The sequence below is a fragment of the Chromobacterium sp. CCUG 30098 genome (genome assembly GCF_059916605.1).
In genome coordinates this window covers 105401-129191 of the sequence record NZ_JAUCGS010000009.1, presented here as the reverse complement: position 1 = coordinate 129191, position 23791 = coordinate 105401, and the positions used below count along the sequence as shown (strand labels likewise).

General features: G+C 66.1%; 20 protein-coding genes. 15 read left to right on the top strand and 5 right to left on the bottom strand.

From position 1 onward, the window contains the following. Positions 1-88 precede the first annotated feature (88 nt). The 10 genes from QUG03_RS18915 (at position 89) to QUG03_RS18870 (ending at position 10229) form a co-directional block, all read left to right on the top strand. Complete coding sequence (locus tag QUG03_RS18915) at positions 89-1669, top strand: ABC transporter substrate-binding protein (RefSeq protein WP_488877022.1); 1581 nt, start codon at positions 89-91, stop codon at positions 1667-1669. Further along, the gene (locus tag QUG03_RS18910; RefSeq protein ID WP_500820664.1) at positions 1657-2607 is read left to right on the top strand and encodes a M14 family metallopeptidase; all 951 of its coding nucleotides are present in this window, start codon (positions 1657-1659) and stop codon (positions 2605-2607) included. Before QUG03_RS18915 ends, QUG03_RS18910 begins: the two co-directional genes overlap by 13 nt. Before the next feature lie 292 nt (positions 2608-2899). Then, positions 2900-3088: a DUF1843 domain-containing protein gene (locus QUG03_RS18905; RefSeq protein WP_107798863.1), complete on the top strand. Its 189-nt coding sequence runs from the start codon at positions 2900-2902 to the stop codon at positions 3086-3088. A 47-nt stretch (positions 3089-3135) separates the two neighbouring features. Next, positions 3136-3759, top strand: a complete 624-nt coding sequence (locus tag QUG03_RS18900) for a DUF1842 domain-containing protein (protein WP_500820663.1) — start codon at positions 3136-3138, stop codon at positions 3757-3759. A 45-nt stretch (positions 3760-3804) separates the two neighbouring features. Then, positions 3805-4407 carry a DUF1842 domain-containing protein gene (locus QUG03_RS18895; protein ID WP_500820662.1) on the top strand — a complete coding sequence of 201 codons (603 nt, stop codon included), beginning with the start codon at positions 3805-3807 and terminating at the stop codon, positions 4405-4407. An 80-nt stretch (positions 4408-4487) separates the two neighbouring features. After that, a complete protein-coding gene (locus tag QUG03_RS18890; RefSeq protein WP_253313631.1) occupies positions 4488-5954 on the top strand; it encodes a GDL motif peptide-associated radical SAM/SPASM maturase in 1467 nt (488 codons plus the stop codon). Positions 5955-6173: 219 nt separating this feature from the next. Next, positions 6174-7175 (top strand): substrate-binding domain-containing protein, encoded by a 1002-nt coding sequence (locus tag QUG03_RS18885; protein ID WP_227103352.1) that lies wholly within the window; start codon positions 6174-6176, stop codon positions 7173-7175. 206 nt (positions 7176-7381) lie between these two features. Continuing rightward, positions 7382-7909, top strand: coding sequence for a gluconokinase (gene gntK, locus QUG03_RS18880; protein ID WP_488905594.1), 528 nt, complete (start codon positions 7382-7384; stop codon positions 7907-7909). Between the two features lies 1 nt (position 7910). Next, positions 7911-9248 carry a gluconate transporter gene (gntU, locus tag QUG03_RS18875; protein ID WP_253313630.1) on the top strand — a complete coding sequence of 446 codons (1338 nt, stop codon included), beginning with the start codon at positions 7911-7913 and terminating at the stop codon, positions 9246-9248. A gap of 75 nt (positions 9249-9323) precedes the next feature. After that, on the top strand, positions 9324-10229 hold the full coding sequence (locus tag QUG03_RS18870) for a GGDEF domain-containing protein (protein WP_500820661.1): 906 nt from the start codon (positions 9324-9326) through the stop codon (positions 10227-10229). Positions 10230-10236: 7 nt separating this feature from the next. Here the strand turns inward: QUG03_RS18870 and QUG03_RS18865 are convergent, their stop codons facing one another. Further along, positions 10237-11082, bottom strand: coding sequence for a hypothetical protein (locus QUG03_RS18865; protein WP_500820660.1), 846 nt, complete (start codon positions 11080-11082; stop codon positions 10237-10239). Between the two features lie 377 nt (positions 11083-11459). Here QUG03_RS18865 and dhbC point away from each other — a divergent pair, with 377 nt between their 5' ends. From dhbC to QUG03_RS18845, 4 genes are read left to right on the top strand one after another with little or no spacing between them, the layout of a single operon-like run. Then, positions 11460-12644, top strand: coding sequence for an isochorismate synthase DhbC (dhbC, locus tag QUG03_RS18860; protein WP_107798854.1), 1185 nt, complete (start codon positions 11460-11462; stop codon positions 12642-12644). Beyond that, complete coding sequence (locus QUG03_RS18855) at positions 12641-14287, top strand: (2,3-dihydroxybenzoyl)adenylate synthase (RefSeq protein ID WP_235088450.1); 1647 nt, start codon at positions 12641-12643, stop codon at positions 14285-14287. Before dhbC ends, QUG03_RS18855 begins: the two co-directional genes overlap by 4 nt. Beyond that, entirely contained in the window at positions 14284-15174 is an 891-nt protein-coding gene (locus QUG03_RS18850; protein ID WP_107798852.1) for an isochorismatase family protein, read from the top strand. The genes QUG03_RS18855 and QUG03_RS18850 overlap by 4 nt, the downstream gene beginning before the upstream one ends. Next, entirely contained in the window at positions 15171-15965 is a 795-nt protein-coding gene (locus QUG03_RS18845) for a 2,3-dihydro-2,3-dihydroxybenzoate dehydrogenase (RefSeq protein WP_500820659.1), read from the top strand. Before QUG03_RS18850 ends, QUG03_RS18845 begins: the two co-directional genes overlap by 4 nt. Before the next feature lie 95 nt (positions 15966-16060). Here the strand turns inward: QUG03_RS18845 and QUG03_RS18840 are convergent, their stop codons facing one another. From QUG03_RS18840 to cysD, 3 genes are all read right to left on the bottom strand, one after another. Then, a complete protein-coding gene (locus QUG03_RS18840; RefSeq protein ID WP_107798850.1) occupies positions 16061-17065 on the bottom strand; it encodes a BMP family lipoprotein in 1005 nt (334 codons plus the stop codon). A gap of 421 nt (positions 17066-17486) precedes the next feature. Next, positions 17487-18923, bottom strand: a complete 1437-nt coding sequence (gene cysN / locus QUG03_RS18835; protein WP_227103368.1) for a sulfate adenylyltransferase subunit CysN — start codon at positions 18921-18923, stop codon at positions 17487-17489. Beyond that, positions 18923-19849: a sulfate adenylyltransferase subunit CysD gene (gene cysD, locus QUG03_RS18830; protein WP_107798848.1), complete on the bottom strand. Its 927-nt coding sequence runs from the start codon at positions 19847-19849 to the stop codon at positions 18923-18925. Before cysD ends, cysN begins: the two co-directional genes overlap by 1 nt. A 208-nt stretch (positions 19850-20057) precedes the next feature. On the opposite strand from cysD, the gene QUG03_RS18825 reads away from it, so the two are divergent. Then, positions 20058-22214 (top strand): HDOD domain-containing protein, encoded by a 2157-nt coding sequence (locus tag QUG03_RS18825; protein ID WP_500820658.1) that lies wholly within the window; start codon positions 20058-20060, stop codon positions 22212-22214. A gap of 141 nt (positions 22215-22355) precedes the next feature. On the opposite strand, the gene QUG03_RS18820 is transcribed toward QUG03_RS18825, so the two are convergent. Then, entirely contained in the window at positions 22356-23714 is a 1359-nt protein-coding gene (locus QUG03_RS18820; protein ID WP_500820657.1) for an aspartate aminotransferase family protein, read from the bottom strand. Between the last annotated feature and the right edge of the window lie 77 nt (positions 23715-23791).

Genomic DNA, 23791 nt, shown 5'->3' with positions numbered 1-23791 from the left:
GCCGGGAACCAATCGCCAAGACCTTGGACCGACAGCGGTAGATGACGGACAATTCGCCTGCCGCGAACAAGAACTCAGGATAGCGTAAATGACAAAATCGATCCTCTCCCTTTCCCTGTTGCTGGCCGGCGCGCTGCCCGCCGCCGCGCTGGCGGCCAAGCCCCTGGTCTTTTGCGCGGAAGCCGCGCCGGAAGGCTTCGACCCGGCGATGTGGGACACCGCCTCCACCTACAACATCGTCAAGCCCGTCTTTCAGGGGCTGACCGAATTCAAACGCGGCGGCGTGGCGCTGCGCCCTGGGCTGGCGGAAAGCTGGAGCGTGTCGGCGGACGGGCTGGAATACACTTTCAAGCTGCGCCGCGGCGTCAAATTCCATCAAACCGATTACTTCAAGCCCAGCCGCGACTTCTCCGCCGACGACGTGGTTTTCACCGTCAACCGCTGGATCCGGCCGGAGCTGCCGTTCAACCAGGCGTTCAAGACCCCGCTGACCGGCCCGGACGGCTACGGCCTGGTCAAGCTGATAGACTCGGTGCAAAAGCTGGACCCGAACACCGTCAAGATCCGGCTGAAAGAACGCAACGCCACCTTCCTGACCTTCTTCGCGATGGGCTTCGCCGGCATGCAGTCGGCGGAGTACGCCCAGCAGTTGCTGCAGGCCGGCAAGCCCGCGCAGATCAATCTGCAGCCCATAGGCACCGGCCCCTACCGCTTCAAGAGCTACGCCAAGGACTCGACCGTGCGCTACGAGGCCAACCCCCAGTACTGGGGCGCGCCGCAGAAAACCCGCAGCCTGATTTTCGCCATCGTCACCGATCCTCAAGTGCGCATCCAGAAACTGAAAGCCAATGAATGCCAGGTGGCCGCGGCGGTGCGCGAGGCCGATCTGGACACCTTGAACGCCGATAAGAACATCAAGATCGCCGCCACCGGCGCCAGCAACATCTCCTATCTGGCCTACAATCTGAAACGGCCGCAATTCGCCAAGCGCGAAGTGCGCGTGGCGCTGGACATCGCCATCAACCGCGACGCCCTGTTCAAGGCGATGTTCCCCAAGGGCGGCGCCACCCAGGCGGTCAACCCCTATCCGCCGTCCACCTGGAGCTGGAACGCCAAAACCCGCAATGAATACAACCCGGCCAAGGCCAAGGCGCTGCTGGCCCAGGCCGGCTACCCCAACGGCTTCGCCCTCGATCTGTGGGCGCTGCCGGTGCAAAGGCCGACCAACCCCAACGGCAAGCTGATGGCGCAGATGATCCAGCAGGACTGGGCCAGGATAGGCGTCAAGGCCAATATTCGATCCTACGAATGGGGCGAATACCTGAAACGCGCCGCCGCCGGCGAACACGATGTCTATATGTCCGGCCTGACCAGCAACTCCGGCGATCCGGACGATTTCCTGTGGAACTCGCTGTCCTGCAGCGTCAGCAAGGGCGGCCAGCGCTTTTGCAACCCCGAGTTCGACAAGCTGCTGCTGCTGGGCCGGCAGGCCACCGAGCAGAAGCAACGCGCCCAGTACTATTTGAAAGCCCAGGAGATTTTCAAATACGAACGTCCCTGGATCACCATGGCCCATTCCCGCATTTACATTCCTCTGCGCAACAATGTGCAGGGTTTCGTGATGAATCCCAACGGCTCTTTCGACTTCGAGGACGTATGGCTCAAATAAACCCAAGCTGGCCGCCCTATTTCGTCAGCCACCGCTATCAGGGCTTGCGGGCCGGCCCCCGCCTGATCGTCACCGCCGCCGTGCACGGCAACGAGGGCTGCGGCACGCTCGCCGTCCGCCGGCTGATGGCGGAGCTGGAACAAGGCGCGCTGGCCTTGCGCGCCGGCCGGCTGACCCTGGTCCCGGTGAGCAATCCGCTGGCCTTTCAGTTGGGCCAGCGCGGCGGTGAACGCAATCTGAACCGCCATCTCGCCCCCAGCGACGCGCCGCGCGATTACGAAGACCATGTCGCCAACTGGCTATGTCCGCTGCTGGCGGAGCACGAGGTTTTGCTGGACTTGCACTCCTTCCAGTCCCAGGGCCAGGCTTTCGTGTTCCTGGGACCGCGCGACAACGCCGGCGAGCTGGAGTCCTTCGCCCTGGCCGCGCAAGAAGAAGCGCTGGCGCAAAGGCTGGGCGTGGCCCGCGCGGTGGACGGCTGGCTCGCCACTTACGCGCTGGGCGTGAGCCGACGCGGCAAGGCCCCGGACGGCGACGTCCGCTACGGCGTCGGCACCACCGAGTACATGCGCCAACAAGGCGGCTGGGCGCTGACGCTGGAGTGCGGCCAGCACGATGACCCGGCCGCGCCTAGCGTCGCCTACCAGGCCATCGTCAACACCTTGGCTCATCTGGGCATGTTGGACGCGCCGCCGCCCGCGGCCGGCCCCTTGGAGGCGCTCAGCCTGTACGAGGTGGTGGACAAGCTCGACGACGGCGACCGCTTCGCCCGCGACTGGACCAGCTTCGACCCGGTGAGCCGAGGCGAGCTGATAGGCTGGCGCGCCGACGCCAGCCCGGTAACGGCGCTGGACGACGGCCGCATCGTCTTCCCCAACCCCCGCAGCCCTAGCGGCCAGGAGTGGTTCTATCTGGCCCGGGCGTCCTCCCGCTTTTGAGAAGCTGTTGACGATCCGCCGCGCGCAGCGAGGCGCGGCCACCGCTTCGAAATGCTCATGCGCCGCATGAGCATTTCACTTTCCAAGACCGGCTCCCAGCGCCATTCTGCACGACTCAGCATTTCCACTTAAGTATTTGTTTTTCATAAAAACCGCCATTTAGGCCAGCACGCCCCCCCATCCCAACTGCTACACCAATAAGCACTGCCGCGCGGCCGGCAGCCGCTACCGCGCCCGGTCGTCCCTGGCCGTGCGTCCACCTCAAATCATTCAGCGCAAGGAAGTGAACACCATGAGCCATCTTCCCACGCATCAAACGCTGCCTTATGGCGTCGCCATTCATCAGGCGATCGCCGAAGGCAACCTGGCGCAGATGAAAACCTTGCTGGAGCAAGGCGAGCAGCATCTGCACCAATACGGCGATCTGCACGCCGCCATTGAGCAATTGAAGCTGGAAATCACTCGTCTGGAACGGCGCTGAGCGCCGCGCAGCCCGAGGCATCCCTCACCTTTAGTTTTGGAGGTCTTATGTCAGGCAATACTCAGGCTGAAATCGGATTGTTCCCCGTCAGCTACCTCATCGGCAACGATCTGGCGGGCGCGCCGACGCTGCTCTTGAACCTGCTGGTGGCGCCCCCCACCCACTCTGTGACCGGCAGCGCCCACGTCGTCAACCAAAGCCTCCACCCGCCGCTGAACCTGCACTCCCATGTTCACGGCCAATACGCCTATCTGGGCGTGGTGCCGACCAGCGAGGGCCGCATCCTGATCTCCGCCCAAGGCCACAACGGCAACACCACCAACTTCAAATTGCACCTGGTGCTCAGCCACGACTGGAAAAAGGGCATCGCCAATTACAGCTATCTCGACGGCTCCACATGGGTGGAAGTGGACAATGTGCCGGCCAAGCTGAACCCGGAACTGAAATCCCGCTATTTCCCGCTGCCGCTGGAACCCGGCCCGGTGATCCTGCCCAATCCGCCCATCATGGCCCTGTACGGCGTGCCGATCCAAAGCGCCATCGCCAGCGGCGACCTGGCCCATATGAAAACCCTGGCCGCTTACGCCAAACAGCAGCTGGACGCCCAGCCGCAACTGCGCAAGGAACTGGATGCGCTGAAGGCGGAAATCACCAAGCTGGACCGCAAATAAGCAGGCGCTCGCGCCGATACCTTCCCATTCGTCAAGGAGTGCTCCATGTCAGCAACAGGATTGTTCCATGTCCGTTACCTCATTTCCCAACCGGTGCTGGGCGCGCCGGTCCTGACCCTGGACTTGCTGGTCGACACGCCGCAGAAAAAGATCAGCGGCCACGCCAGCATCACCCAGAGCGTCAGTCCGCCGCTGCAGTTCCAGGCCAATGTCTGGGGCCATTACAGCCAGGCCAAGCTGGACCCGTCGGCCGAGCATCACATCGTGCTGTCGCTGGACGGCAGCCCCAGTTCGCCCAATAGCCAGATCGCCGAAACCTTCCATCTGCAAGGCATCCTCGATCAGGACTGGCAGGACGGCCACGCCAGCTACCGCTTCTTCTACCAGGAAGCCTGGCACACCGTCGCGCACGCCATCGTCACCGAAGCGCCGGCCGTGCACCCGGAGCCGCGCGCCGGCAGCAAGCCCTATCCGCACCCCATCCCGCTGTACGCCGCCGCGCTGCAACAATCGCGCGTCAGCAGCAATCTGGCGCAGATGAACTCCTTGGCCGGCCAGGCGGAAGAGCAGCTGAAGCAGCACGACAATATCGAGGCCGCGCTGAAGCAGCTGCATGCTGAAATCGCCCGCCTCGAAGGCCGGCACTAAACCGCCCCGCCTCATCCGCGCTTGTTCAAAGCCCAGGAGCGCCCGCCGGGCGCTCCTCGCCCTCTCTCAAGGACCCGCCCATGCTAGACGACAGCCCCGCCGTCCGCCCGGCACGCTATCTGGACGACGAAGACTTCAAGCGCTACGTCCCGGTGCACGTGGTTTGGGAAATCACCCTGGCCTGCGATCTGAAATGCCTGCACTGCGGCTCCCGCGCCGGCCACCGCCGCCCCAACGAGCTGTCCACCGCCGAATGCCTGGAAGTGATAGACGCGCTGGCGGCGCTGGGCACCCGCGAAATCACCTTGATCGGCGGCGAGGCCTATCTGCGCAAGGACTGGACCCAGCTGATCCGCGCCATCCGCGGCCACGGCATGTATTGCGCGATTCAGACCGGCGGCCGCAATCTGAACCCCGCCCGGCTGCAACAGGCGATAGACGCCGGCCTCAACGGCGTCGGCGTGTCGCTGGACGGCCTCGCGCCCCTGCACGACAAGGTGCGCAATGTGCCGGGCGCTTTCGACAAGGCGGTGGACGCCTTGCGCCGCGCCAAGGCCTCCGGCCTCGCCGTCAGCGTCAACACCCAGATCGGCGCGGCCACCATGCCGGACTTGCCGGCGCTGATGGATCAGATCATCGAGCTGGGCGCCACCCACTGGCAGATCCAGCTGACGGTGGCGATGGGCAATGCGGTGGACAACGACGAACTCTTGCTGCAGCCCTACCAATTGCTGGAGCTGATGCCCTTGCTGGCGCGGCTTTACCGCGAGGGGGTGGAACGCGGCCTGTTGATGAACGTGGGCAACAATATCGGCTACTACGGCCCTTACGAGCGGCTGTGGCGCGGCTTCGGCGACGAGCGGGTGCACTGGAGCGGCTGCGCCGCCGGTCAGACCGTGCTGGCGCTGGAGGCGGACGGCACCGTCAAGGGCTGTCCCTCGCTGGCCACCGTCGGCTTTTCCGGCGGCAATGTGCGCGATATGAGCCTGGACGACATCTGGCATCACAGCGAGGGCATCCATTTCGGCCGGCTGCGCTCGGTGGACGATTTATGGGGCTATTGCCGCGGCTGCTACTACAACGACGTCTGCCGAGGCGGCTGCACCTGGACCTCCCACTCGCTGCTGGGCAAGCCCGGCAACAATCCCTACTGCCATTACCGCGCGCTGGAACTGGAAAAACAGGGCCTGCGCGAACGCATCGTCAAACTGCAGGACGCCGCGCCGGCCTCCTTCGCCGTCGGGCGTTTCGACCTGATCACCGAGGACATCGCCAGCGGCCAGGAAGTCGGCCGCATCAGCCGCAGCGGCCAGGTGATAGCGCTGACTTGGAAAAACAAGGGCAAGACCGCGCCGCGCGAAGGCCGGCCGCCGGCCAAGCTGGCGCTGTGCCGGCAGTGCCAGCAATACATCCACCCCGACGAGACCTGTTGTCCGCACTGCGCGGCCGACGTCGCCGCCGCCGAACGCGATTACCTGCAAGAACAGGCCAGACGCCAGCAGGTGATCAACAATCTGCGCCGCCTGCTGGGTTTGCCGGACGATTAAGGCGCCGCGCCGGCGCCGAAACGCGGTTTTATGCCAAAAAACTCGGCGCCGCCGCCACGGCCATCCACTGGCCATAGCTCATTTGACGAAAATCGGTCTACAATCGCGGCTTGCCTAGCCTCACCACGCCGCCATGGGAGCCCGATGCCCGCATGAACCGTTTCGCGCCGTTCGCCCTATCCCCGGAAGCCGTCGCTTCCGCCTTGCCGGGCCCGCGTCATGAGCGATAAGCCGCGCCGCCCGTCGCTGCAGGACATCGCCGACCGGGTAGGCACTTCCAAGATGACGGTCAGCCGTTATCTGCGCAACGCCAGCCTGGTGTCGGACGCCACCGGCCAGCGCATCGCCGGCGCGATGGAGCAACTGGGCTATATCCCCAACCGGGTGCCGGACCTGCTGGCCCGCGCCAAGAGCCGCGCCATCGGCGTGCTCTTGCCGTCCATGTCCAATCAGGTGTTCTCCAGCCTAGTGCACGGCGTCGAAGCCATGACCCGCGAGGCCGGCTACCACACGCTTTACGGCCATTACTGCTACGACATCGAACAGGAAACCCGGCAGGTGGAGCAGCTGCTGTCCTTCCAGGTGGACGGGCTGATCCTGTGCGAAACCGTTCACTCCGAACGCACTTTGCGCATGCTGCAGGTGGCGGCCATCCCGGTGGTGGAAGTGATGGAGCTGCCGACCCAGCCCATAGACCTGGCCGTGGGCCTGGACCATAGGGCCGCCGCCGAGGACATGACCCGGGCCATGATCGCGCGCGGCAAGCGGCGCATCGCCTATCTGGCCGCCCGCCTCGACCGCCGCACCCGCTTGCGCGCCGCCGGCTACCGGGCGGCGATGGAGCAGGCCGGGCTGATCCCGCTGGAGATCCAGACCGAACAACATTCCAGCTTTCAGCTTGGCGGCGAAATGCTGCGCCAGGCCATGGCCTCCGCGCCGGATCTGGACGGCGTGTTCTGCACCAACGACGACATCGCCGCCGGCGCGCTGCTGGAGGCCCAGGCCATGGGCCTGGCGGTGCCGGAGCGCATCGCCGTCGCCGGCTTCAACGCGCTGGACATCGGCGCCGCGCTGCACCCGCGGCTGGCCAGCGTGGTCACGCCGCGCGAAGCGATAGGCCGGCTGGCGGCGCAACGCCTGCTCGGCCGCATCCACGGCCAGCGTTACGCCGATCCGGTCGTGGACCTGGGCTATACCCTGAGCCTGGGCGGCAGCGTCTAAGCCAGTGCCGGAATACGACACCGGCCTCCCCGTAAAATCCCTTAGCAATCAAGCCCTCAAGCGATGACGCCGGTTCCGGATCAAGCCCGGCGCTCAAAACGCTTGCCTGCTCGCCGCAAAGCCGACATATTGTCATCGGCATGATGTTACCGGTAACAATCACGATCCGCCTTCAAACGAAAGCGACAACTCATTGGAGTGGCTTCATGAATTCCACACCACATCAGGTTTACGTGCTGATGGGCGTCTCCGGCTGCGGCAAATCGGCGCTCGCCGCGAGGCTGGCCCAACACCTGACATGCGCCGTGCTGGACGGCGATTTCCTGCATCCGCGCGCCAATATCGACAAAATGGCCGCCGGAACGCCGCTGGACGACGCCGATAGGCTGCCCTGGCTTGCCGCGCTCAGCGACGCCGCCTACGCCATGCAACGCAGCAACGCGCTGTCCATCATCGTCTGCTCCGCGCTGAAACGGCAATACCGCGATCAGTTGCGCGCCGGCAATCCCCAGCTGTCCTTCCTCTACTTGAAAGGCGATTTCGACTTGATCCTGCAACGGCTTCAAGCCCGGCAAGGCCATTTCCAGAAGGCCGATATGCTGGCCTCTCAATTCGCCGCGCTGGAAGAGCCGGGACCGGACGAGACCGACGTCCACGCCCTGGACATCCGCCCCGAGCTGGACAGCGTCGTCGCCGGCGCGCTGCGCCTGATCCAGTCCCGCCAGGAGCGCTGACATGTCCATCGCAACCCTGGTATTGACCGCGCTGGGCTCGGTCGCTCTGTTGTTGTTGCTGGTGATGAAGGCGCGCCTGCACGCCTTCATCGCGCTGATGCTGGTCTCGATCGGCGCCGGCGTGGCCTCCGGCATGCCCGTGGAGAAAATCGCCGACACCATGCAAAAAGGCATGGCCGGCACGCTGGGTTTCCTCGCCGTGGTGGTGGCCTTGGGCGCCATGTTCGGCAAGATCCTGCACGAAACCGGCGCGCTCGATCAGATCGCCGACCGGCTGCTAAGCCGCTTCGGCGAACGGCGCGCGCATTACGCGCTGGGCGTAGCTGGACTGGTCTGCGCGTTGCCGCTGTTCTTCGACGTCGCCATCGTGCTGTTGATCGGCGTGGTGTTCGCGGTGGCGCGCCGCACCGGCGGCAATGTGGTCAAGCTGGCGGTGCCGCTGTTCGCCGGCGTGGCCGCGGCGGCGGCCTTCCTCTTGCCCGGCCCCACGCCCATGCTGCTGGCTTCGCAGATGCAGGCCGACTTCGGCTGGATGATTCTGATCGGGCTGGCGGCGGCGATTCCCGGCATGCTGCTGGCCGGACCGCTGTTCGGCAGCTTCATCAGCCGGCACGTCAGCCTGGCGCTGCCGGACGACATCAGCGAGCCGGCTCTGGACCGCGGCCGCATGCCCTCCTTCGCCTTCAGCCTGACCCTGGTGCTGTTCCCGCTGGTCATGGTGGCCTGCAAGACCCTGGGCAGCCATCTGGCCGCGCCGGGCTCGGCCGTTTACCACTGGCTGCAGTTCATCGGCCACCCGTTCAGCGCCATCCTGGCCGCCTGCCTGATCGCCATCTACGGCCTGGCGATCCGCCGCGGCATGGACGCGGAACAGGTCATGCGCGTCTGCAACGCCGCGCTGCAACCGGCCGGCATCATCCTATTGGTGACCGGCGCCGGCGGCGTGTTCAAGCAGGTGCTGGTGGATTCGGGCGTGGGGCCGGCGCTGGGCAACGCGCTGATCGGCGCCGGCCTGCCCATCGCCGTCGCCTGCTTCGCGCTGGCGGCCGCGGTCAGGGTCATACAGGGCTCGGCCACCGTCGCCTGCCTGACCACGGTGGGCCTGGTGCTGCCGGCCATCGAAACCATGGGCTTGTCCGGCGCGCAGCTGGCGGCGCTGTCCATCTGCATCGCCGGCGGCTCCATCGTGCTCAGCCACGTCAACGACTCCGGCTTCTGGCTGTTCGGCAAATTCACCGGCGCCGACGAGGCTCAGACGCTGAAAACCTGGTCGCTGATGGAGACCATATTGGGCACGACCGGCGCCCTGGTCGGCATGGCGGCCTTCGCCATGCTGTGACGCGCGGTATGCGCCTTGGCAAGCATGGCCGCCGGGTACGATACTCACTGAAACACGCTTGAGTAGCCCACCGCCATGACGGACCCCCTCTGCACCACCCTGCTTGCCTTGCTGGACGACAGCGCGGTCCTGATCGCGCTATTCGACCCGCAAGACATGCTGCGCTACGCCAACACCGCCTTTCGCCAAAGCTTCTTCCTGTCCCAAGAGGACTACCTGAGTTGGGCGGAACTCATGCGACGAAACTACCGGCAGAAGCAAGGCTCGCGGATAGAAACCGACGATATCGAAGCCTGGCTACGCTCCGCCTGTTCGCGCCGCGGCAAACTGCCTTACCGCGCTTTCGAGGCCGATCTATGCGACGGCCGCTGGATGTGGATGACGGAAACCATGAGCGCGGACGGCTGGATGCTGTGCCAGGCCAGCGACATCACCGAACTGCGCGCCGACAAGCGCGAACTGCGCCAGGCCCGCGACGTGGCCGTGCGCGCCGCCCAGACCGACCCGATGACCGGCATCAGCAACCGCACCCATCTGATGCAGTTATTGCAACTGCTGTTGCAGCAGCGGCTTCAACACGCGGCGCCGGCCTGTCTCGCCATTCTCGATCTCGACCACTTCAAGCGCATCAACGACCTGGAGGGCCATCCGGCCGGCGACCACGTCATCTGCGGCTTCGTCCAGACCGCGCGCGCTCAGCTGCGGCAAAGAGACGGCTTCGGCCGCTTGGGCGGCGAGGAATTCATGCTGCTGCTGCCGCAAACCTCGCTGCTGGAGGCCGAGCAATGCTGTGAACGGATTCTCGCCGCCGCGCGGCTGGACCGCCCCCTGGCGGCCAAGCCCGAGCTGGGCTACACCTGCTCGATCGGGCTGACCGAGCTGCGGCCCGACGACGACATCGCCAGCTGCTACGCGCGCGCCGACGAAGCGCTGTACCACGCCAAGGGCAGCGGGCGGGATTGCGTGAGCAGCGTGCGTTAAAACCGGCTCAGTCGGCCGTGGCCAACAGCTCGGACGCTTGCCAGCGCTGGAATCGCCGCTGCGCCGCCGCCACGCTGGACGCGGTCAGCGTCAGGCCGCCGCAAGCCGGCGCCCAGTCTTCCGCGCGCTCCGGCGCGTCGTCGAAGGCCAGCAAATGCGGCGCGCCGCCGGCCGCCATGCCCGCGCCCAGCAACACCGCGCCGTCCGGATTGCCGGCGCTTTCCACCAGGCCCACCCGCCCCTCGTTCAGCAGCATCGGGAAGCGATGGCTGGCCGCCACCGCCTGGCGCGCGTCGCGAGCGATCTGCAGCTTGTCCGCGTCGCCGGGCTCCAGCAATACCGGGCATGGCAGCGCCGAAGCCAGCTCCCGATGAATCTGACTCTCGATCACGGTGGGCGGCAGCAACACCGCGCTGACCAGATCGCTCAGATACGCCATCTCATTGGGCTGAATCAAGACATGCGCCAAGGGAACGCCCGCGACCAGGCATTGCAGATAAACCTTTCTTTGCTCCAACAGCGCTTGTCGTCCGCGCCCCGTCGTCGCGACGGCAAGCGGCTGGGCCAACACGCTCCAGCCCGCCTCCCGCGACAGCCAGGCGCTCAGCTGTTCAGCCTGCTCCAGCAAGGCCGGCAGCGGCAAACGCAGCAACAGCAGGCGGCGCGTCCCCGCTCCGGCTATCGCGGCCTGAGTCAGGCGGCGGCCGCGCGCCACCGTCTCCCGCGCCCTGTCGTCCGCCATCGCGTCGGCCATCAGTTCCCGCGGCGAGGGCAAGCGCAGCAAGCCCATCGGCTCCGCCGCCTGCGCACTATCGGGAACACCGTCCATGCTGTCGCTGCCTTCAAAATACATTGTCGTTCTCCATCCTGCGCCTGCCATGCAAGCGGTTCAATTGGCGGCTACGATATTTTTATTGAGAATGATTGTCAATTGCGTTTTTACCAAAATTAGTCCAATCCCTCGGCATGAGACACCGCCTCCCGCCCTTGCTCAGCATGCCAAAAAGTAGCTGAGAACGGCCTCTGGCGCGCCTTTGAGATGACGTCAACATGACGCGGCGCCGCCAAATCCGGACCTGCGCCTCCACGAAGTCCTAGAGCAAAAATGTGGAATCAATATCATCTGTACGCAATATCACCGTATTGCAATGGATAACGATTATCATTTATATTCGCCCTCGACGCTCAGACGAGCCATCCCCCACCTACCCAGTGGACTCAGGAATAGCGATGAACCAAACCTCACTCGACCCAGCCTATAGCGGCGAACACAATCTGTTGGCCGCCTACCAGGCCGATTCCGCCTTCTTCTTCGCCTCGCCATGCCACACCCTGCTGGCCGAAGGCATCCAGCAAGTGATCACCGACACCGATCCCAGCGCCGCCATCGCCGCCGCGCTGGCCGCCCAGCCGGACCCGGCTCAGGCCGTGGTCGTCGGCGCCATCCCCTTCATGCCGGAACAACAGCCGTGGTTGTTCGTGCCGCAACAAGTGCGCCGCGCCGACGCGCTGAGTCAGGATCAGCGCAGCGCCCTGCGCCAGCCCTTGCAAGCCGATTGCCAATTGACGCCGCAGCCGGCGCCGGCCGCTTACTGCCAGGGCGTCAGCGACGCGCTGGCCCGCATCGGCAGCGGCGCGCTGGACAAGGTGGTGCTGTCGCGCACCTTAGAGCTTTCCGCCAAGCAGGCCATAGACCAGCGTCAATTGCTGCTCAATCTGGCCAGCCAGAACCAGCACGGCTACACCTTCGCCGTGCAGCTGAGCGAAGACGGCGCGCCGCGCCGCGCGCTGATGGGCGCCAGCCCGGAACTGCTGCTGGCCCGCTACGGCCGGCAAGTGATCACCAATCCGCTGGCCGGCTCCGCCGCGCGCAGCCCGGACCCGGCGGAAGACCGCCGCCGCGCCGACGCGCTGCTGGAGTCCGGCAAGGACTTGTTCGAGCACAAGCTGGTGATCGACGCCGTGGTCGAGGCGCTGGCGCCGTACTGCCGCGATCTGCAAGTGCCGGCCGGCCCGTCCCTGGTCTCCACCGCCACCATGTGGCATCTGTCCACCCGCATCAGCGGCGAGCTGATCGATCCGGCGGTGGGCTCCTTCGAACTGGCGCGCGCGCTGCACCCCACTCCGGCGGTGTGCGGCTTCCCGGCGGACCCGGCGCGCAGCCTGATCCGCGAGATCGAACCCTTCGATCGCGGCTTCTTCACCGGCATGGTGGGCTGGTGCGACGGCAAGGGCGACGGCGAATGGGCGGTCACCATCCGCTGCGCCGAAATCGCCGAACGCACGCTGCGCCTGTTCGCCGGCGCCGGCATCGTCACCGGCTCGCTGCCGGAAAGCGAATTGGCCGAAACCGCGGCCAAGTTCCGCACCATGCTGCGCGCAATGGGCCTGGCCGATCTGGCGGAGGCGGCATGAGCGAGCAACAACTGGACTGGACGCCGTGGCCTGAAGACTTCGCCCGCCGCTACCGCGAGGCCGGCTATTGGCAAGGCCAGACCCTGTTTTCCATGCTGGCGGCCCAGGCCGAGCAGCAGCCGGAAAAGCTGGCGCTGGTGGCCGGCAAGCAGCGGCTGAACTACCGCGAGCTCAAGCTCTACGCCGAACGCCTAGCCGCCGGCCTGTACGCGCGCGGCCTGCGTCCCGGCCAGCGCGCCGTGGTGCAGCTGCCCAATTGCGCCGAGTTCTTCATCGTCGCCTTCGCGCTGTTCCGCCTCGGCATGCTGCCGGTGTTCGCTTTGCCGGCGCACCGCCGCGCCGAAGTGTCCTACTTCTGCCAGCACACCGACGCCGCGGTCTATATCTGCGCCGACCAGCACGCCGGCTTCGACTACCGCGCGCTGGCGGCCGAGCTGCTGCCGCTGGCGCCCTCGCTGCAGCAGGTGATCGTGGCCGGCGACGCCGGCGACTACACCCCGCTCAACAGCCTCTACCTGATGGACCAGCCCTTGCCGGCGGAGCCGGATCCCAGCGGCCTGGCCTTCTTCCAGCTCTCCGGCGGCAGCACCGGCGTACCCAAGCTGATTCCGCGCACCCATGACGACTATCTGTACAGCTTCGCCGCCAGCGCCGAAATCTGCGGCCTGAGCCGCGACAGCGTCTATCTGTGCGTGCTGCCGGCCGGCCACAACTTCCCGATGAGCTCGCCCGGCAGCTTCGGCGTCTTCCACGCCGGCGGCACCGTGGTGCTGGCCTCCGGCCCCAGCGTCGACGAATCCTTCGAGCTGATCGAGACCGAGGCCGTCACCATCGCCGCCCTGGTGCCGCCGCTAGTGCCGCTGTGGCTGGACGCCGCCGCCAAGCAGCCGGGCAAGCTGGCCAGCCTGCGCCTGCTGCAAGTGGGCGGCGCCAAGTTCGGCCCCGAGCTCGCCGCCCGCGTCGAGCCCGCGCTGGGCTGCAAGCTGCAGCAGGTGTTCGGCATGGCCGAAGGCCTGGTCAACTACACCCGGCTGGACGACGGTCCGGAACAGGTGCTGAACACACAAGGCCGGCCGATCAGCGCCGACGACGAAGTGCGCATCGTCGACGACGAGGACCAGCCGGTGGCGCCGGGCGAAGTCGGCCACCTGCTGACGCGCGGCCCCTACACCATCCGCGGCTACTGGCGCGCCGCCGACCACAATCAGCGCGCCTTCACCGCCGACGGCTTCTACCGCACCGGCGACCTGGTCAGCATGAACGCCGACGGCTATCTGACAGTGGAAGGCCGCGCCAAGGACCAGATCAACCGCGGCGGCGAGAAAATCTCCGCCGAGGAAGTGGAAAACCACCTGCTGGCTCACCCGCTGGTGCGCGACGTCGCCATCGTGGCGATGAGCGACCCCTATCTGGGCGAACGCTCCTGCGCCTTCATCATCCCGCGCGAGCAACAGGCGATCCGCCTGCCCCAGGTGGCCGCCTTCCTGCGCGAGCGCGGCCTCGCCGCCTACAAGATTCCGGACCGGCTGGAGCTGGTCGACACCCTGCCGCAAACCAGCGTCGGCAAGGTCAGCAAGAAAACCCTGCGCCAGATGCTGGAACAGAAACTGGCCGCGCAGTCCACCCAAAGGTCACAAGCATGAGCATTCCCCGCATCGCCCCCTACGCCATCCCGTCGCAACTGCCGGACAACCGCGTCAACTGGACGGTGGCGCCGCAGCGCGCCGCGCTGCTGATCCACGACATGCAGGAATACTTCCTGGATTTCTATGACCGCGAGGCCGAACCGGTGGCCACCGCGCTGCGCAATATCGCCGCCATCCGCGCGCGCTGCCGCGAGCTGAACATTCCGGTGTTCTACACCGCCCAGCCGGCGGAACAGGCCGACAGCGACCGCGGCCTGCTCAACGATATGTGGGGCCCCGGCCTGCCGGCGCGTCCGGAACGCCATCCCATCGTCGCCAGCCTGAGCCCGGCCGCCGACGACACCGTGCTGACCAAGTGGCGCTACAGCGCCTTCCAGCGCTCGCCCTTCCTCAATCTGCTGCGCCAGCAAGGCCGCGACCAGCTGATCATCTGCGGCATCTACGCCCACATCGGCTGCATGAGCACCGCGCTGGACGCCTTCATGTACGACATCCAGCCCTTCTTCGTCGCCGACGGCCTGGCCGACTTCTCCGCCGACCGCCACGCGATGGCGCTGGAATACGTGGCCCAGCGCTGCGGCGTGACCCTGGACAGCCAGCGCCTGCTGGGCCAGCTGGACCAGCAGGCCGCACCGGCCAGCGCCGCGCCCAGCGCGGAAGCGCTGCGCGCCGCCATCGCCGAACTGCTGCAACAGCCGGCCAGCGACATCGGCCTGGACGACAATCTGCTGGACTGGGGCCTGGACTCCATCCGCCTGATGAGCTTGCTGGAACAATGGCGCGCGCTGGGCGCGGAAATCGACTTCATCGAACTGGCGCAACAACCCACCGTCAACGCCTGGCAGGCGCTGCTGGCGCGCCAGCTGGATGGGGCCGCCGCATGAGCGCCAGCTACCCGGAATTCCACGGCCGGCTGGCCGTGGTCAGCGGCGCGGCCCAGGGCATAGGCGCGGCGCTAGCGCGCTCGCTGGCGGACCAGGGCTGCCGCGTGGCGGCGCTGGACCTGCGCGCCGACGGCCTGCAGCAGCTGGCGCTGCACGCGCCGGCCCACGCCGACGGCCGCATCATCCCGCTGCCGATGGACATCCGCGACGGCGCGGCGGTGGAACAGGCGGTGGCCCGCATCGAAGACGAGATCGGCGCCATCGACATGCTGGCCAATGTCGCCGGCGTGCTGCGCCTGGGCACGGTGGAACAGCTCAGCGACGAGGACTGGCTGCAAAGCTTCGCCGTCAACACTCACGGCGTGTTCTTCCTCAGCCGCGCGGTGGCGCGGCGCATGCAGGCGCGCCGCCGGGGCGGCATCGTCACCGTCGGCTCCAACGCCGCCGAAGTGCCGCGCACCCAGATGGCCGCCTATGCCGCATCCAAGGCCGCCACCACCCAGTTCAGCAAATGCCTGGGCCTGGAGCTGGCCGAGTTCGGCGTGCGTTGCAACATCGTGTCGCCCGGCTCCACCGACACCGCGATGCAGCGCCAGTTGTGGAGCGACGACGCCATCCCGCCGGCCATTCTGCAAGGCTCGCTGGAGCAGTACCGCACCGGCATCCCGCTGCAACGCATCGCCGCGCCGCAGGATGTGGCCAATGCCGCGCTGTTCCTGCTGTCGGATCAGGCTCGCCACATCACGCTGCATAATCTGTACGTGGACGGCGGCGCGACGCTGGGGATCTAAGCACCTATTCACGATCCGCAAAGAAAAACGGGCAAGACCATTTGGTCTTGCCCGTTGTCACGTCGCCGCGCCAAGCGCTGCGCGGCTCCGGCGGATCAGTTCACCGGGCAGCGGTTGGCGGCGCGGTAATCCACCACCTTGATCTTGCCGCTGACGATGTCCTTGCGCGCCTGCAGGATCTTCTTCTCCATCTCAGGCGTGATCAGCGAACGGTTGTGCGGGTCCAAGGCCCAGTCCACGCCGTTTTCCTTCAGGCCCATCAGCTTGACGTCCGGCTTCCACGCGCCGTTCTTGGCGTCGCGCATGGTTTCGTACACCGCGTTGTCCACGCGCTTGACCATGGAGGTCAGCACCACGCCCGGCTGCAGATAGTTCTGATTGCTGTCCACGCCGATGTAGAACTTCTTGGCGCCCTTGGCCGCCTGGATCACGCCCATATTGGACAGCGCCGCCGCGGCGAACACCACGTCCACGCCGCGATCGAACTGGCTCTTGGCCAATTCCCCGCCGCGCGCCGGGTCGTTGAAGGCGGCGTGGGTGGTGCCTATCATGTTCTGCATCACCACCGCCTTGGGATTGGCGTACTTGGCGCCCTGGGCGTAACCGCAGCCGAAGGCGCGGATCAGCGGCACGTCCATGCCGCCCAGATAGCCCACCTTGCCGCTCTTGGACTTGAGCGCGGCGGCCATGCCCACCAGGAAGGAGCCTTCCTGCTCCTTGAAGGCGATGCTCTGCACATTCGGGCCCTTGGCCACCGAATCCACCAGGGTGAACTTCACCTTGGGGAACTCCTTGGCCACGGTCTCGATGGACTGGGTGTAGGCGAAGCCCACCGCCACCACCAGGTCGGCGCCCTTGCGCGCCATATTGCGCAGCATCTGCTCTTTCTGAGCGTCGTTGCTGACCTGGCCTTCGCGGTAGTTGATGTGGAATTCTTTCTTGAATCGTTCGGCGCCGTTGAATGCCGCTTCATTGAAGCTCTTGTCGAACTTGCCCGCCTGATCGTAGATCACGGCGACAGTGAAATCCTTGGCTGCAACCGGGCCTGCCAGCAAGATGGCAGCGGTTGCGCCTGCGATGTGTTTCAGCGCAAACGTCATGTTTTATCTTTTCTATGTGGATTACAGGCGATGCGACAGCGCCGCGGGCGGCGTTGCCGGCGCTTCAAGCGAAAGACGGAGGGGGAAACCGAGTGGACCGCGGCTGCCGGAGCAGACGGGACGAAACAGAACCACGCCGCTGCGAACCGCAGCGGATACAACGCGCCAATTGAAGCTGCCGGATTGTAGGCAGCCTGCCGCCGGCTGTAAACCGGCGTGGCCGAATCCTGCAACAACAGGTCGAAAAACGGACAGCCCGCCGTATGAGAGGCGGCACGATGAGTGCGGCTTCGAAATGCTCATATACCAAACGTACATTCCGCTTTCTCAGCCGCGACACCTTGTCCCGCTCCCGCTCACTAGCCTTTGAACAGGCTCTGAACACTAGGGCGACGGGCCGTCGGCAACGCTCAACACACGCTCAGCGCGGAAACAGCTGGCCGATGTCCTTGGCCTCCCAGTGCGGGAAGTATTTGCGCACCAGCGCGTTCAACTCCAGCTCGAAGGCGCGCAAGCGCTGCAATTCGTCCTGAGGCGCGGCCGCCTGCTCCGTCCTGGCCGCCGTGATCATGCCGGCGCCGGCGGTGGCGTTGCTCAGCCGGTCGATCACGATGAAGCTGCCAGTGCCACGGCAGGCGGCGTAGGCGTCTATTACCGCCGGCGCGTTCAGGCTGATCCGGCACAGCGCGATCTCGTTCAGGTGCAGCGCCTCGGCCGGCTTCTGCTCCAGCGTGTTGACGTCCACCTGGTGCAGGATGGCCTCCACCCGGCCGGTGACGAATTTGCCGGCCAGCTTGAAGCCGTACTCCTTGCCGGCGCGCAAGGGTGCGTCCTGCATCCACACCAGATGCGCGTCCAGGCTGGCCGCCACCGCCGGCGGCGGCTGGTCGGCGCGCACCAGCATATCGCCGCGCGACACGTCGATCTCGTCTTCCAGCGTCAGCGTGATCGCCTCGCCGGCCCCGGCCGCGGCCAGTTCGCCCTCGTAAGCCACCACGGCCTTGACCTTGCTGCGGCGGCCGGACGGCAGCGCCAGCACCTCGTCGCCGGGGCGGATCTCGCCGGCGGCGATAGTGCCGCAGAAGCCGCGGAAGTCCAGATTGGGCCGGTTCACGTACTGCACCGGCAGGCGGAAGCCTTCCAGCGCCGCGTCGCTGCGCACTTCCACCGTTTCCAGCAACTGCATCAGCGTCGGCCCCTGATACCAGGGCGCGCCCTCGCCGCGGCTGACCACATTGTCGCCGCGCAGCGCGGAGATCGGCACAAAGCGGATGTCCGGAATCGCCAGGCCCTCGGCGAAGGCCAGATACTCGTCGCGAATGCGCTCGAACACCGCCGGATCGTAATCCACCAGGTCCATTTTGTTCACCGCCACGATCACATGACGGATGCCCAGCAAACTGACGATGTAGCTGTGGCGGCGGGTCTGGGTCTGCACCCCGCGCCGCGCGTCGATCAGAATGATGGCCAGATTGCTGGTGGACGCGCCGGTGGCCATATTGCGGGTGTACTGCTCATGGCCCGGGCAATCGGCGATGATGAACTTGCGCTTGTCGGTGCTGAAATAGCGGTAGGCGACGTCGATGGTGATGCCCTGCTCGCGCTCCGCCTGCAAACCGTCCACCAGCAAGGCCAGGTCTATCTCCTGATCGGTGGTGTTGTATTTCTTGGAGTCGCGCTCTATCGCCGCCAGCTGATCCTCGAAGATCAGCTTGGAATCGTGCAGCAGCCGGCCGATCAAGGTGGACTTGCCGTCGTCCACGTTGCCACAGGTGATGAAGCGCAGCAGATCCTTGTTTTCGTGCTGGCGCAGGTATTCCAGGATGTCGCCGGCGATCAGATCGGATTGGTGGGTCATCAGAAATATCCTTCCATCTTTTTCTTTTCCATCGAACCGGCGCTGTCGTGGTCTATCACCCGGCCCTGACGCTCGGAAGTGCGGGTCAGCAGCATCTCCTGAATGATGTCCGGCAGTGTGGCCGCCTGCGATTCCACCGCGCCGGTCAGCGGATAACAGCCCAGGGTGCGGAAGCGGACGCGGCGGGTTTCAATGCTCGCCTTCTCCGCCGGGCTCAGATAATCCAGTATCCGCTCGTCGTCTATCATGATCAGCGTGCCGTCGCGCGCTATCACCGGCCGTTCGGCGGCGAAGTACAGCGGCACGATCTCGATGTTTTCCAGGAAGATGTATTGCCAGATATCCAGCTCGGTCCAGTTGGACAGCGGGAACACCCGTATGCTCTCACCCTTGTCTATCTTGCTGTTGTAGATGTTCCAGAGCTCGGGCCGCTGGTTCTTCGGGTCCCAGCGGTGGTTGCGGTCGCGGAAGGAATACACCCGCTCCTTGGCCCGGCTTTTTTCCTCGTCGCGGCGAGCGCCGCCGAAAGCGGCGTCGAAACCGTATTTGTTCAAAGCCTGCTTCAGGCCCTCGGTCTTCATCACGTCGGTGTGCTTGGCGCTGCCGGCGGTGAACGGATTGATGCCGGCGTCCACGCCCTCCTGGTTGACGTGGACGATCAGATCCCAGCCGTACTCGCGCGCCTGCTTGTCGCGCAGCGCGATCATTTCCTTGAACTTCCAGGTGGTGTCCACGTGCATCAAGGGAAACGGCGGCTTGCCCGGCGCAAACGCTTTCTTGGCCAGATGCAGCATCACCGCCGAATCCTTGCCTATCGAATACAGCATCACCGGGTTTTCGAATTCCGCGGCCACTTCGCGAATGATGTGGATAGACTCCGCTTCCAACTGCTTGAGGTGAGTCAGCCTCTGTTGACCGATGTTCATGCTTCCTGCCCATCCTGTAGATGCGCTCAAATCTACCGAAAGCCCATCGGCGCATCAAAACCGATGGGTTATATCAATATGCTCTTAGCAAATCAACAATTAGTCCAAAGGGCAATAAGAACGCCAGGACGGACGCTGCGGAATCTTCGGCCCACGCGGCAATAACTGTCTACATTAGTACAAATACGCAAGCCGCACGGAGACAGCGATGAGCCCCGCCGCAGAGCCGGAATACCAAATCGTCGCCACGCTGCACTGCCCGGACGGCCTGTCGGTGCTGCTGGCCAGCCGCGACGGCGCGGCGCTGGCGCTGGTGGAGTCCGCGTCCGAGCTGCCGGACGCGCCGCCGCGCCCGGCCTTCCGCCATCCCTTGCTGCAAGCCTGGCAGGGCCAGGCCCGCCTGGACGGCAAACCCTACGCCGTCTACCGGCAGGACACGCTGCAGCCCTTGCGTCTGAAGGCGCTGGCCGCGCTGCCGCTGGCCGAGCGCATCGGCCTGGCCTGCGACATTCTGGAGCCGCTGATCCACCTGCACGCCAGCGGCAAATGCCTGGGACGGCTCTATCCCGAAACCGTGCTCGCCGACATCCACCAGCGCGTCGCGCTGCTGGGCGAACACGCCTGCCAGGCCTTGAGCCCGGAACGGCTGCGCCAAGAGCTGTCTCAGGCCGAACAACTGCTGCGCTGGCTGATCAGCGCCGGCGCGCCGGAACGGGACTGCGATCCGGAGCTGGAGCAATGGCTGGACGCGCTGCGCGACCCGGCGGCCGACGCCGGCGCCTGTCGCCGCGCGCTGGCCGGGCTGCAGGACTGGCTGGCCCGCCATCAACGCTTCAACCGCCAGGAAGGCGGCCGCGCCGCGCTGGACCACTTGCTGCAACGCATGCGCCACGCGCCGGACTTTCCGGCGCTGTCCCAGGCCATCGCCGCCATCAACAAGAGCAACAACGCCGACAGCGAGCGCCTGCAAGCGCTGTCCAGCGCCATCCTCAAAGACGTGTCGCTGACCAATAAGCTGCTGAAAGTGGTGAATTCCGCCAATTTCAGCCAGTACGGCGGCGCGGTCAGCACCATCTCGCGCGCCATCGTGATCCTGGGCTTCGACACCATACGCAATCTGGCGTTCAGCCTGCTGCTGTTCGAACACCTGCACAACCGCGCCCACGCCGACGAGATCCGCGACGTGGCGATCAAGACCTTGTTCACCGGCCTGCTGGCGCGCTCGCTGGCGCCGGCCTGCGGTGTGCGCGAGGCGGAAGAAGCCTTGATTTGCGGCATGCTGCAAAACCTGGGCGAACTGCTGTGCGTCAACTACTTCCGCGACGAGTACCGGCAAATCCAGACGCTGATCGCCGCCGGCGCCGGCGTCGACCAGGCCGCGCACCAGACGCTGGGCGCTCATTACGCCGACCTGGGCGCCGCCACCGCCGCCTTGTGGCGTTTTCCGGAACGGATTCTGACCGGCATGGAACCGATGCCGGCCGGCGCGGTGCGCCAGCCGCAAACCGGCGAGATGCGGATGAAGGCGCTAAGCTCGCTGTGCCGCGAACTGGTCTGCCAGCTGACCCAGAGCGGCATCGATCAGACCGAGGCCAGCCGCAAGCTGCTGCAACGCTACAGCCGGGCGCTGGCGCTGGAGTGGGCGCCGCTGGAACGGGAACTGGCGCAGGCGCAAACCCAGCTCACCGCCTATCTGGCGGAACTGGGCCCGGAAGCCGGCCAAGGGCCGCGCTCGCAGGCCTTGCGCCAGGCCAGGCTGGACAAGAGCGCGCCGCCGCCCAGCCCCGCCGCGCCGCCGCCGCCCGCGCCGGACCCCACCCGGCTACAGGCCACCGCCGGCTCCGCCGGCCGGATCGCCGTGCTGTCCGCCGGCGTGCAGGACATCACCAACACCCTGCTGGGCGATTACAAGCTCAACGACCTGCTGCGCATCATTCTGGAAACCATGTACCGCGGACTGGGCTTCGACCACGCGCTGATCTGCGCGCGCAGCGGGGCCGATCTGCCGCTGCAGGCGCGCTTCGGTTTCGGCGAAAAAGTGGAGTTGCTGCTGCCGGCGCTGCGCGCCGACATCGACAGCGGCGACAGCCTGTTCCGCAAGGCGCTGGAACGTAACGCCGACATGCTGATAGACGACATCGACGCGCCGGCCATCGCCCAGCACATCCCGGCCTGGTTCCGCCAGATGGGCGTCGCCCATACCTTTGTGCTGCTGCCGCTGTCCTTGGACAAACGCAAGCTGGGCATACTCTACGGCGACCGCCGCCAGGCCGGCTCGCTGGCCATCGCGCCGGAGCAGCTCAGCCTGCTGAAGACGCTGCGCAATCAGGCCTTGCTCGCCATCCGCCAGCAGCCCGCGCGCTAAGAAGCTGTTTACGATCTGCTGCGCGTCGTGAGACGTGGCACGGTGAGCACCGCTTCGAAATGCTCACGCCCCCCTTGTACACTCCGCTTTCTCAGCCGCAACGCCTTGTTCCGCTCTGGCTCGCGAGGGGTTGAACCGGCGCTAAACCACCTCGCCGGCGAAACCGTCCAAGGCCTCCAGCAGGCGATCGATGTCGGCGAACTCCGCGTCCGGACACAGCAGCAACATATTATGGAAGGGCGTGATCAGGAAACCGCGGTTGAGCAGGTAAAGATGGATCACCCGCTCCAGCTCCTCGTCCAGCATCGCCCCCGCCTCGCTGCCGTTGCGCGGCGGACGCGGGGAAAACTGGAACTCGCAGCGCGCGCCGACGCGGCTCACGCACCACGGCAGCCGCCAGCGTTCTATCCAGTCCTGCAAGCCGTCCGCCAGATGCTGGGCCAGCGCGAACATCCGCTGATAGGCGGCGTCGCTCATCACCTCGGCCAAGTTGGCGCGCATCGCCGCCGCGGCCAGCATATTGCCGCTCAAGGTGGTGCCGATGCCGGAATGACCGGGCGCGGCCGCGCGCTTGGCGCGCTGCGCCCGCTCCGCCAATTCCGCGCTGAACCCATAGACCGCGCACGGCAGGCCGCCGCCCAGCGGCTTGCCCAACACCAGCGCGTCCGGCTTCAGGCCGTAGGCCGCGCCGTAGCCGCCCGGCCCGCTGCTGATGGTGTGGGTTTCGTCCAAGAGCAAATAGCTGCCGTAGCGGCGGATCAAATCCTGGGCCTCGCTCCAGTAACCGGAATCCGGCAACACCATGCCGATATTGGTCATCACCGGCTCGGCCAGCACGCAGGCCGCCCGCTCGTCGCTGAGGGCCCGCTCCAGCGCTTCCAGATCGTTGAACTCCACCACCCGGGTATGCGCGGCCGGATCGTGGACCTGGCCCAGCAGGCTGGCGCGCCGCCTGGGCCGGCCGTCGACCAGATCGACGAAGGCATCGTCCACCGTGCCGTGGTAACAGCCGTTGAACACGACGACCTGATCCCGGCCGCTGGCGGCGCGCAGCCAGCGCAGCGCGAAGCGGTTGGCGTCGCTGGCGCTGAGGGCGAACTGCCAGTGCGACAGGCCGAAGCGCCGCGCCAGTTCCTCCGCCACCCAGACCGCGTCCGGCGACGGCAGCATGGCGGTCAGGCCGCGCGCCGCCTGTTCGGCGATGGCGCGCGCCACCGGCTCCGGCGAATGGCCGAACATCGCCCCGGTGTCGCCCAGGCAGAAATCCAGGTATTCATGGCCGTCCACGTCGCGCAGCCGCGCGCCCCGGGCCTCTTCCACGTAGAGATTGAAGGGAGTGGACCAGTCCGCCATCCAGTGCAAGGGCGCGCCGAACAGCAAATGCTCGCCGCCGGCGGCGGACAGCTGCCGCGAACGCGGGCGCCGCTCGGAAAACATCGCCAGTTCCTGCCGGTGCAAGGCCTGGGCCTTGTCGAAATCGATGCCGTGACGCAAAGCCATGAAGCTCTCCTTGAAGGGGAAGACTGCGCGTCAGTATATCCAGATGCCGTCGACGGCGGCAGCGGCGCCGGCCCTCC